This is a genomic window from Acinetobacter suaedae, assembly GCF_008630915.1.
Taxonomy (GTDB): domain Bacteria; phylum Pseudomonadota; class Gammaproteobacteria; order Pseudomonadales; family Moraxellaceae; genus Acinetobacter; species Acinetobacter suaedae.
On sequence record NZ_CP043909.1, the window covers coordinates 1,626,827 to 1,639,031 of the forward strand.

At 39.0% G+C, this 12,205-nt stretch carries 9 protein-coding genes and 1 riboswitch; of the genes, 8 read left to right on the forward strand and 1 reads right to left on the reverse strand.

Annotated elements, in window-relative coordinates; all coding sequences use genetic code 11:
- Positions 1-66: 66 nt before the first annotated feature.
- From F2A31_RS07675 to F2A31_RS07690, 4 genes are all read left to right on the forward strand, one after another.
- Positions 67-411 carry a hypothetical protein gene (locus F2A31_RS07675; protein ID WP_150025886.1) on the forward strand — a complete coding sequence of 115 codons (345 nt, stop codon included), beginning with the start codon at positions 67-69 and terminating at the stop codon, positions 409-411.
- A 327-nt stretch (positions 412-738) separates the two neighbouring features.
- Complete coding sequence (locus tag F2A31_RS07680; RefSeq protein WP_150025887.1) at positions 739-2,943, forward strand: OsmC domain/YcaO domain-containing protein; 2,205 nt, start codon at positions 739-741, stop codon at positions 2,941-2,943.
- 338 nt (positions 2,944-3,281) lie between these two features.
- Positions 3,282-4,355 carry an amidohydrolase family protein gene (locus F2A31_RS07685; protein ID WP_150025888.1) on the forward strand — a complete coding sequence of 358 codons (1,074 nt, stop codon included), beginning with the start codon at positions 3,282-3,284 and terminating at the stop codon, positions 4,353-4,355.
- A 15-nt stretch (positions 4,356-4,370) separates the two neighbouring features.
- Positions 4,371-5,201, forward strand: coding sequence for an SDR family NAD(P)-dependent oxidoreductase (locus F2A31_RS07690; protein ID WP_150025889.1), 831 nt, complete (start codon positions 4,371-4,373; stop codon positions 5,199-5,201).
- Between the two features lie 75 nt (positions 5,202-5,276).
- Here the strand turns inward: F2A31_RS07690 and F2A31_RS07695 are convergent, their stop codons facing one another.
- Positions 5,277-5,915, reverse strand: coding sequence for a LysE family translocator (locus F2A31_RS07695; RefSeq protein WP_150025890.1), 639 nt, complete (start codon positions 5,913-5,915; stop codon positions 5,277-5,279).
- A 130-nt stretch (positions 5,916-6,045) separates the two neighbouring features.
- Between F2A31_RS07695 and F2A31_RS07700 the strand changes: the two genes are divergently transcribed.
- From F2A31_RS07700 to uca, 4 genes are all read left to right on the forward strand, one after another.
- A complete protein-coding gene (locus F2A31_RS07700; protein ID WP_005080650.1) occupies positions 6,046-6,525 on the forward strand; it encodes an Lrp/AsnC family transcriptional regulator in 480 nt (159 codons plus the stop codon).
- A 131-nt stretch (positions 6,526-6,656) separates the two neighbouring features.
- Positions 6,657-6,765: riboswitch (guanidine-I (ykkC/yxkD leader) on the forward strand.
- A gap of 24 nt (positions 6,766-6,789) precedes the next feature.
- Positions 6,790-7,533: an urea amidolyase associated protein UAAP1 gene (locus tag F2A31_RS07705; RefSeq protein WP_228715656.1), complete on the forward strand. Its 744-nt coding sequence runs from the start codon at positions 6,790-6,792 to the stop codon at positions 7,531-7,533.
- Positions 7,534-7,550: 17 nt separating this feature from the next.
- Positions 7,551-8,204 (forward strand): urea amidolyase associated protein UAAP2, encoded by a 654-nt coding sequence (locus tag F2A31_RS07710; RefSeq protein WP_150025892.1) that lies wholly within the window; start codon positions 7,551-7,553, stop codon positions 8,202-8,204.
- Between the two features lie 3 nt (positions 8,205-8,207).
- Entirely contained in the window at positions 8,208-11,813 is a 3,606-nt protein-coding gene (uca, locus tag F2A31_RS07715) for an urea carboxylase (protein WP_150025893.1), read from the forward strand.
- Positions 11,814-12,205 lie beyond the last annotated feature (392 nt).

Genomic DNA, 12,205 nt, shown 5'->3' on the forward strand with positions numbered 1-12,205 from the left:
ATTCTCCATAAATGTCTAAAGCATTGTTATATTTAATTTTTATAATTTATACGAAAGGATATATTTATGATGTCGTTAAGATTTTTACCATTATTAAGTGTATTATTATTTACTGGATGCGGAACAGTTGGAAACATGGTTATACAAGACCAGACCTTAGAACAAAAAGCAGCTTTCGCTTTAAATACAACATCTGATAAAGTTAAAGTGTCTAACCGACAAGGGGCAATTGATGGAACAATAAACTTTGTTGCAACCACAGGTGGAAAATCTTACCAATGCTATATTACTACCGTTGGTGGTGCGATTAGTTCTCAAGCAATTTGTTCTGGATCAAGCTCAGTAAAAACAACAAATAATGCCGATAATAAACAGTGTAATGCGTTATTGCAGGCTGCAGGTCGTTGTTAATAAGCATTCATTATTATTTAGTAAAAATTTTAGGGGGACTGCAAAATATTGAGTATTGAGCAGTCTTTTCAGAAATGAATGTTTGAAGCTGCTGTATTTCTGGACAGATTCTAGTTAAATCACTTCGAAATACAGACAAAAGTTATCAATTTCATAAAATACTTCTATAATAACGCCCATCATTACGAGTTGCAGAGTGCATGTCATCTCGACAATCTCTTGCGACTACGCATTATTAAGTCAATTTAACACTACAATTCGGCTTATTTATCAATATTTTCAATCTTTTGTGTCAAATAAACACATCAGACTAACTTAGGTGCCAGCATGGAAATCAAGGTTAATTACCTCGACAACCTTCGACAAGAAGCCAAATTCGATGACTTTACGGTAATCGCAGATCAACCGATTCGTTATAAAGGGGACGGATCTGCACCGGGGCCATTTGATTACTTCTTGGCATCGTCGGCACTCTGTGCAGCTTATTTTGTCAAAGTGTATTGCGCGGCACGTGATATTCCAACCGATAATATTCGTTTATCTCAGAACAATATTGTTGATCCAGAAAACCGCTATAAACAGATTTTTAAAATTCAGGTTGAACTTCCAGCTGATATTTCTGAAAAAGATCGTCAGGGGATTTTACGTTCAATTGACCGTTGTACCGTGAAGAAAGTTATTCAAACGGGTCCTGAATTTGTCATTGAAGAAGTAGAAAGCATCGATGCAGATGCTCAAGCTTTATTGATGCCGAATCTTGCATCTGAAAGTACCACTTATATCCAAGGTAAAGATCTACCGTTAGAAGAAACCATTGCCAATATGTCAGGGATCTTGGCTGGTTTAGGCATGAAGATTGAAATTGCGTCATGGCGTAATATCGTGCCAAATGTTTGGTCTTTACATATTCGTGATGCACAGTCACCGATGTGTTTTACCAACGGTAAAGGCTCAACCAAAGAAAGCGCATTGGCATCTGCATTAGGCGAGTTTATTGAACGTCTTAATTGTAATTTCTTCTATAACGACCAATTTTGGGGTGAAGAAATTGCCAACGCAGAATTTGTGCATTACCCAGACGAGAAATGGTTTAAACCAGGGCCAAATGGCGAATTACCCAAAGAAATCTTGGATGAATACTGTCTTGAGATTTACGACCCTGAAAAAGAGTTACTAGGTACTCATTTATACGATACTAACTCTGGGAATATTGAACGTGGGATTTGTTCACTTCCTTTTGTTCGTCAGTCTGATGGTGAAACAGTTTACTTCCCATCAAACTTGATCGAAAACTTGTATCTCAGTAATGGTATGAGTGCAGGGAATACATTAGAAGAAGCTCAAGTTCAGTGCTTATCTGAAATTTTCGAACGTGCTGTAAAACGTGAAATTATCGAAGGTGAAATTGCACTACCTGATGTTCCTGAAGAAGTTTTGGCAAAGTATCCAAGTATTGTTGCAGGTATCCAAGGCCTAGAAGAGCAAGGTTTTCCAGTATTAGTTAAAGATGCTTCTTTGGGCGGTCAATTCCCAGTGATGTGTGTCACTTTGATGAACCCACGCACAGGCGGTGTGTTTGCCTCATTTGGTGCGCATCCAAGTTTTGAAGTGGCTTTAGAGCGTAGTTTGACTGAGTTATTACAAGGTCGTAGTTTTGAAGGTCTCAATGACTTACCTCAGCCAACCTTCCAAAGTGAAGCAGTGACCGAGCCGAATAATTTTGTGGAACACTTTATTGATTCAAGTGGCTTAGTCTCTTGGCGTTTCTTCAGCGCAAAATCTGATTATGATTTTGTAGAATGGGATTTCACCAATGATGGTGAAAACTCGAATGCGGATGAGGCTGCTGAATTATTCGGTATTCTTGAAGAAATGGGCAAAGAAGTTTACATGGCTGTCTATGAACATTTAGGTGCTACAGCTTGTCGTATCCTCGTGCCCGATTATTCTGAGATTTATTTAGTTGAAGATTTGATTTGGGACAATACAAATAAAGCATTGGCATTCCGTGAAGATATTCTAAATATTCATCGTTTAGATGACGAGCGTCTTGAAGCACTGGTTGAGCGTTTAGAAGAATGTGAACTTGACGATTACACAGAAATCACGACCTTAATCGGCATTGAATTTGATGACAATACTGTTTGGGGACAATTGACACTGCTTGAATTAAAACTCCTTATTTATGTTGCTTTGAAGCAATTTGAAGAAGCAAAAGATTTAGTTGAGCAATTCCTGCAATACAACACCAACACTGTAGAACGTGGTTTGTTCTATCAATGTATGAACGTCGTGTTGGAAGTTATTCTGGATGACGAGATGGAGTTGGACGATTACGAAAAGAACTTCCGTCGTATGTTTGGTGATGAGCGTATGGATGCTGTCGTGGGTTCTGTCGAAGGCACTGTTCGTTTTTATGGTTTAACGCCGACCAGTATGAAACTCGAAGGTTTGGATCGTCATTTGCGTTTGATTGAGAGCTACAAGAAGTTGCATGCTGCTCGTGCAAAAGCAGTCGGTTTACATAAATAATTAATAGCATGAATTTTTAAATTCATGCTGAATACACTTGACTAAAGCGCTCATATCGTGGAGGTCAAGTGTATTTTTTCATTAAAATCAGTTAAATAAATTAACATTATATTTTATTATGAATACTATTCATAATTTATGATTATAAAAAATCATTTCATGCATATTTAGATTCTTTGTAAGCTAGAAAACACAATAAAACATGTTTTGGTATGGAGTAACCAATGAAACATATAAATAGCTTATCGGTTTTATAAGATTTCAACATGGCTTTTGAACTGATTATTGAAAAAGATTAATCCTAAAGGAACGATATTACAACTTTATAGAGTGGAACAATGAACCAACTCGATTTTTCTATTATTGACCCACATATACATCAGTGGGATCCTTACCATACTCCGCATTCCGCAGCTGTATTGGTTAAGGCATTAGGGAAATATCCATTGCTTATGGATAAGATTCTTCGCTTAGTAAAACCAAAAGCGTTATTGGACACTCTAGGGCATACGCAACATGTATTAAGCCCTTATTTGCCGATGCATTATCATCAAGATTTAGATGGGATACAGGTTGAAAGCGTTGTTCATGTCGAAGCCAATTGGCATCATCATAAAGGGTTTGGCGTTGTTGAAGAAACGAGATGGCTAAGCCAGTTAGATTTTGCAAAATATGATTTAAAGCTTGCTGCAATTGTTGCCACGGCAGATCCAAGTCACCGCAAATTCGTCGATATTTTAAAAGCACATCGAGATGCAAGTCCTTTGTTTAGAGGAATTCGAAAGATGTCTTCTTGGCATGAAGATGATGGCATCTATCGCTGGTCTAAAACACCTCATTTATATCAGTCTAAAAAATTCTTAAAAGGATTTGAGCAACTCGCCCAAATGAATCTGTCCTTTGATGCTTGGGGTTATTCAACTCAATTAAATGAGATCACTGCCTTGGCCAAGCAATTTCCAGAAACACGCATTGTCGTGGACCATCTTGCAACTCCTGCTGGGTTATTTGGCGCAGTGGGGAAAAAGACAGGGAAAACTGCTGCGCAACGTGATGCAATATTTCAGCAATGGCAAAACGACCTAAGTGCTTTAGCGGAGCAGCCGAATGTGCATGCAAAAATATCAGGGCTTATGATGCCAGTATTGGGACATACATTTTATAAAGAAAATCGGACGGCAACTGTTGCTGAAATGGTTCAATTATTGACCCCATTGATACAGCATGCGATCCATGTCTTTGGTACAGGACGCATCATGTTTGCTTCAAACTATCCAATGGATAAACCTAATGCACGGTTAACCGACTTAATACAGGCTTATATCAAAATGATTGAGCCTTATGGTTCTGAAGCTTTACAAGCGATTTTTAGACAAAACGCAATCCATTTTTATCAATTAGACATTAACTAAACAAAGAGCCATTTTATGAAAAATTTTAATCAAAAAGTTGCTGCGATTACAGGTGCAGGTTCTGGAATCGGTCAACAACTTGCTATTTTATTGGCACAACAAGGTGCACATTTAGCCCTAAGTGATGTCAACGAGCAAGGCTTAGCTGAAACATTGGAGCTTGTTAAATCCTATCCAGTTAAAGTCACGCTTAGCACCTTAAATGTGGTTGATCGCACAGCTGTAGAGGAATGGGCTGCGAATACCGCTCAAGAACATGGAAAAATTAACCTCATTTTTAATAATGCAGGCGTGGCATTGGCAAGCACGGTTGAAGGAATGAGTTATGAGGAAATGGAATGGGTATTTGATATTAATTTTTGGGGTGTTGTACATGGTACCAAAGCATTTTTACCCTATTTAAAGCAAAGTGGTGAAGGGCATATTATCAATATTTCCAGTCTATTTGGCTTAACCGCCCAACCTACGCAAAGTGCATACAATGCGACCAAATTTGCAGTACGTGGTTTTACCGAATCACTTCGTCAAGAGCTTGACTTACAAGCCAACGGCGTAAGTGCAACTTGTGTCCATCCTGGGGGGATTCGCACCAACATTGCGAATAGCGCACGCATGAGTGATAGTATTCGGGCTTTAGGATTGAATCCTGCAAAGGCCAGTAAAGCTTTTAACAAGGTACTTAAAACTCCACCTGAAGAAGCTGCAAAAGTAATTTTAAATGCGGTTAAAAAAGATCAGCGCCGAGTTTTAATTGGCAATGATGCCAAAATTTTAGATCTAATTCAGCGTGTAACACCATCACATTATGCGCAAGCATTGAATTTGTTCACCAAAAAGAAAAAGTAAGATTTGAGTTCATCCTCTATTTGACTCACAAAGCTCTAAAGTAAAATGTAATTTAGGGCTTTGTGAATCAATGGATTATGCTAAATATTGAATGTTAAATTCTCTATAAAACATTCCCAAAGCCAATATACCCATCATGACAGACAGCGTTCTTAATAAAATGGTTTGTACTTTTATATCACTGAGTACTTTCTTTAGATTCCACGAAAAAAAGACATAAAGTCCGCCAATGATGGCAAGCGTGAAGATGGTAATAGACACTAAAAACCAGCTTTGCTTTTGCAATGACTGCGCGCCGAAGATAGCAGGTACAATCGCAAGATAAAATGAAATAGTTTTAGGATTACTCAAAGTAATTAACAGTCCATCTTTATAGGAAAAAAGCGTGTTTTTGAGATTTTCAGGTGCTTCATTTTCCAAAAGATTACCGTTAAAAAACCAAAACTTATAAGCTAAGTAAAGCAGGTACGAACTTGATAGTAGTATCAAATAAAAAACCAAATGTGGACTGAAATGATGAAGAGAAGAAAAAAGAAAAATTGAAATCAATAAAAAAGTGATATCTCCTGTGATAAGACCACACAGCATCATCAGTCCATTTTTATATCCCTGTACTAAAGTCTTAAACATAAGACTAGTCATGCCTGGTCCAGGGAGGATTGCGGCTAATCCTAAAGTTAAAACATAGGTCATTGTTTGTGTGAGATGTTCCATGTCAATTAAAACCAAATGAAATCGGATCTCTATTTTTTAATAAATACACAGGTAAATTTGATCTATATGTTCTAGCAAATATAAAAAATAGGGTATAAATAACCCTATATTTAAATTTAATAGAAATTTTATGCCTAATTTAAAAATTGATAAAACTGATGCAAGAATTTTAGAGTTGTTGCAAAAAGACTCAAGAACCACAAATGCTGACTTATCAGAACAGTTAGGTCTTTCAACCTCGCCCTGTTGGCGAAGAGTCAAACATTTAGAAGACACCAAAGTCATCAAAGGATACGGCGTTTTACTTGATCGCAAAAAACTTGGCTTAGGTGTGATGGTGTTTGTCCGTGTATCGATTGATAGTCATAGCGAAAGAGAGGCAAAGAAATTTGAAGAAGAAGTCACTGCCTTAGATTATGTCGTTGCATGTTATAGCATTGGAGGCGATGCAGACTTTTTGTTGCAAGTCGTATCACCAGATCTCGATACCTATGCTGAATTTTCAATGACGACCATTCGAAGATTGCCCGGAATCAAAGAAATGCAAAGTATGTTTGTGCTGAAGGAAATAAAGCCCTTTTTATGTTTTCCAGTAAAGCCTCAGAAATAAACACTAGTGCACTGATTTTGACTGATCACAGTGCATAAAAATAAAAATGCCTTGTTTTAAACCAAAAAAGTATGACGAAATACAAAAATCGTATTACTAAACTGGCACGCCATTTGCTTCATTAATCCCATCATAAAGTGATCTAGGGTTCCGATAGACGACTCCTCAAAGTTGGCTATGACTGAGACCGAGAGTTCACGGTTCGCAAGAACTACACGGAGGGATAAAAGCCCGGGAGGTTGGACTTAAACCTTAAAAGAGGTCATGCGAATGAGCGAATATCATAACAACCAGATCCTTTGGACTGAAAAACTACCGGGTGGTCATCATTGGTCTGGACGAGTTCAGAAAGGGACAGTTTTACAATTCAAAGCGTTAGCTTCAAACGCCAATGTTTCACTGTTTTGTGTGAATGCTGAAGATAAACTCGAACGTTACAACATGCCAGACACCTTAAAAGGGCAACATACTGCATTTTTAACGACGGGCAATGTTTTGTATTCAGATTTAGGGCGTGTCATGGCATCGATCGTTAAAGATGACCATGGTTGGAATGATACGTTCTGTGGGGCGAGTCGTCCTGAGCAAATCAGCAAACAATTTGGTCAACGTCGTTTTCAAGATGCACGAAATGAAATGTACCAAAACGGTGTAGATGGCTTATTAGTAGAGATGGCGAAATTTTCACTGTCACAGACTGATTTAAGCGCAACCGTAAACCTTTTCTCAAAAGTGAGCCCCAATGATCAAGGTGCTCTAACCTATACCCAATCAGACAATACCAGCCAAATCATTGAATTACGTTTTGAAATGGATTGTTTGGTTTTTCTTTCTGCTGCTCCCCATGGTTTAGATAACAGTTCGCTCTATCAACCAAGCGATATTCAATTGTCTTTATATAAAGCCAATCCTTTAGCCGACCACGATATTTGTCGTGATGCCTGTCCACAAAATCAGCGTGCTTTTCAAAACAACGCACGTTACTACGCATTGAGTTCAGCATATTAAGCTATAGGAGAAGCATCATGACGAGTTTACATACTTTTGAAAAAGCAACATTAAGTGAAGTTTGTCCTGCGGGTGAAGCATGGATGTGCGAAGTCAAAAAAGGGCAATACTTTCGGATTATCGATTTAGAGGGCAACCAAGCTGTTGATACGTTGTTTATCTCAGCAGAAAATCCTGAAGAGCGTTATAGCGCTACAGATACGCTTGCCATGAATCAATATATCTATTTAGAAAAAGGCACATCTTTATACAGTAACTTTGGACGGTTAATTGCAGTCATTCATGATGATAACTGTGGTCGTCATGACACGTTGGGTGGCGCATGTTCTTGCGAAAGTAATACTGTGCGCTATGCACATGAAACTTATCCTATGCATAGTTGCCGCAACAATTTCATGTATGCCTTAGCCAAACATCCCATCGCGAAAAAGCACAATTTGAATGTGCGTCACATTGGTCCAAATATCAATTTCTTTATGAATGTTCCTGTCACATCTGATGGACATTTGAAATTTGATGATGGTATTTCTGCACCGGGTAAATTTGTCGAGATCAAAGCAGAAATGGATTTAATCGTGCTGATCTCTAATTGCCCGCAACTGAATAATCCATGTAATGCCTATAACCCGACACCGATCCAATTAGTGATTCGTGATGGTGAGGAGGCTTAGTCTATGTTTAATAAAGTTTTAATCGCCAATCGTGGAGCGATTGCATGTCGTGTTATTCGAACACTAAAAAAATTAGGTATCCAATCCGTTGCTGTCTACTCTGAGGCAGACCGAGATTCATTGCATGTGACCTTAGCGGATGAAGCGATTTATATCGGTGATGCACCCGCGAGTCAAAGTTACCTCAATGTTGACAAAATTTTAGAAGTCGCCAAACAAACAGGTGCGAATGCCATCCATCCGGGTTACGGTTTTCTATCTGAAAATGCTGAATTTTGTGATCTATGTGAATCACAAGGAATTGCATTTATCGGTCCAAACTCAGCTCAAATGCGTGCATTTGGTTTAAAACATACCGCTAGAGAACTTGCAATCGAAGCAAATGTGCCGCTATTGCCAGGTAGCCAACTTTTGGCTGATGAAGCAGAAGCATTAGTTGAAGCAGAGCGTATTGGTTATCCTGTGATGCTAAAAAGTACTGCAGGCGGTGGTGGTATCGGCATGCGCTTGATATGGAATGCTGAAGAACTTAAAGATGCTTTCGCAACAGTTTCTTATCTTGCGCAGGCAAACTTTAAAGATGCAGGACTGTATTTGGAGAAATTCGTACAGAATGCTCGCCACATCGAGGTGCAAATATTTGGTGATGGTCAAGGACAAGTTTTAGCGTTAGGTGAACGAGATTGTTCTGTTCAACGTCGCAATCAAAAAGTTATTGAGGAAACCCCAGCACCACATTTAAATGATCAACAACGTTCATATATTCAGACTGTTGCAATTCAACTTATGCAATCCGTGAATTATCGTTCAGCGGGTACTGTTGAGTTTGTGATGGATACGGACACGCAAGACTTTTACTTTTTGGAAGTAAATACCCGTCTACAAGTTGAACATGGTGTCACAGAACAAGTATACGGCGTGGATTTGGTTGAATGGATGGTCACACTTGCGAGTGGCGACTGGACAGCACCAACACAATCTTTGAAATCAGTAGGACATTCGATACAAGTTCGTTTGTATGCAGAAGACCCGATCAAAAACTTCCAACCGAGTGCAGGTTTACTGACCTTTGTTGAATTTGATGATCAAGCACGTAATGAAACATGGGTAGAAACTGGCTCAACTGTTTCCTCATTTTACGATCCTATGATTGCTAAAATTATCGTCACGGCAAATGATCGAGATGCGGCTATTCAAGCCATGAATCATACCCTAGCCAAAACTCAGGTTGCAGGTATCGAAACCAATCTTGAATATTTACAGAATATTATTGATTGTGAAGTGTTTAAAGCGGGTACTCAAACCACTCGTTTCCTTAATACTTTTGAGTGGAAAACTCAAAAAATTGAGGTATTGCAAGCTGGCATTCAAACTTCCATACAAGATGTTACTGGGCGTTTAGGTTACTGGGATGTGGGTGTACCACCGTCTGGAGCAATTGACCCTTTATCTTTAAATGTGGCAAACCAACTACTTGGCAATGCATCTAATAGTGCAGGTTTAGAATGTACCTTGCATGGACCTACACTAAAGTTTCACTGTGATAGCCAAATCGTGCTTGCAGGTGGTGACATGCCATCAACCTTAGACGGTGAGCACATTCCAATGTGGCAAACGGTGAATGTCAAGAAAGGGCAAATTCTTAAATGTGGCAAAATCATCACAGGATGTAGAACGTATATTGGCATCAAAGGTGGTTTGAATGTTCCCAAATACTTGGGTTCACAAGCGACTTTTACCTTAGGTCAATTTGGTGGTCACGCAGGACGTAATTTGTTAATTGGTGATATGTTGCCAATCACTTCGTTTAGTTCAGACCAACAAACAAGTTTAAATGCAGAACAAGTCCCGACATTCTCAAACAGTTGGGAAATTGCGGTGATGTATGGTCCGCATGGTGCGCCTGATTTTTTCACCAAACAAGATATTGATGCCTTCTTTGAACATTCCTTCGAAGTACATTTCAATTCAAGCCGTACAGGAATTCGCTTGATCGGACCAAAGCCAGAATGGGCGCGTGAAGATGGCGGCGAAGCAGGTTTACATCCTTCCAATATTCATGACAATGCCTATGCTATTGGAGCAATCGACTTTACTGGAGACATGCCAATCATTTTAGGTCCTGATGGTCCGAGTCTTGGTGGTTTTGTTTGCCCAGCAGTCGTTGTTCATTCTGAACTTTGGAAATTAGGTCAATTAAAAGCAGGAGACAAAGTTAAATTTGTTCCTATTCGATATGAACAAGCAACCCAATTAAATCAAACCTATCATCATATGCTCAGTACAGAGCATCTCAATGCTGTGCAATTCGGTCAAAGCTTTTATGTTGAGTTTGATAGCTTAAATGATGCCGTATTAGATCGTTTAGATGGTCAAGATCATACGCCAAATGTTGTTTATCGCCCCGCTGGTAATAACTACATGTTGGTTGAGTATGGCGAATTGGTTTTAGACCTGAATTTGAGATTCCGCATACATGCATTAATGCAGTGGGTTAAAGATCAAAACATCATAGGTATCATTGATCTAACACCGGGAATACGTTCACTTCAAATTCATTATGACTCACTCAAACTGGATCAACAGAATTTATTGAACCTACTCAAACAAGCCGAAACAGAATTGCCTGATGTGACTGAAATGCAAGTTCCTTCACGTACTGTGTATTTACCTTTGGCTTGGGAAGACTCTCAAACGCAGTTGGCAACTGAACGTTATATGCAAACGGTGCGTCCAGATGCACCGTGGTGTCCAGACAATATCGAATTTATCCGTCGCATTAATGGTCTAAAAGATAAGCAAGCTGTAAAAGACGTGGTGTATAACGCAAATTATTTGGTGATGGGCTTAGGAGATGTATATCTCGGTGCACCAGTTGCAACACCGCTTGATCCACGTCAACGACTCGTAACGACCAAATATAATCCTGCACGAACGTGGACACCTGAAAATGCTGTCGGAATCGGCGGTGCTTATATGTGTGTCTATGGGATGGAAGGACCGGGTGGCTATCAATTTGTGGGTAGAACAACGCAAATGTGGTCTCGCTATCGTAGAAATGCAGACTTTGAGCAAGGTAAACCGTGGTTATTGCGCTTCTTTGATCAGATTAAATTCTATGAAGTTTCTGAAACAGAACTCATGCAAATGCGTGAGGATTTTAAGGCAGGACGACTCAAACTCAGAATTGAAGAAGGTATTTTAAACCTCAAAGAATATAATCAATTCTTATCAGACAATGCTGAAACCATTTCAAGTTTTAAAGCAACTCAACAAGCTAACTTTGATGCTGAGCGTCGTCGTTGGCATGAGGCAGGGCTTGCGGAATATGTCTCAGAGAGTTTGGATGCTGTTGATGAGGGTGAAACGGTCATCATTCCTGATGGTGGTTGTGCAGTTGAATCACATATGCCGGGTTCGATTTGGAAAATTGAATGTCAATCTGGTGATATCGTTGAGGAAGGAGCAACGCTAGCGGTCATCGAGGCTATGAAAATCGAAATTCCGATTGTTGCTCCCGAACGTATGAAAGTTGAAAGCATTACTATCGAAAAAGGACAAACTGTTAAAACAGGGCAGGTGTTATTTACGCTAGCGCCAGTGATTTGATGAAAGTAGTGATTGTAAGAGATCTATTATTAATAGGTCTCTTAAAAAGTTTTATATGCACAGCTACACATTGATGCATTCAGCGTACCTAAATGGTGCGAGTTGGTACATTTTTTAGGCATTTTAAAACGGGAAAATTATCCTCATTCGTGCTTCCTTTATAGCTAAGTGGCTTATTTATCTTTTATTCTGACCGAATCCATACTATCTGATATTTTGGCATGCTTTATGCTTTTATTTATATACAACATAAATAGAGGAGAACAATAAACTTGATCACTAAATCACACACATCGGTTCATTCCAACATGTATAAAAAGAATAACCAGTACATGAGCAGTAACAATGGAATAAACTGATGAAATACTCTGCTTTCAAGCAAGCCCCATCTC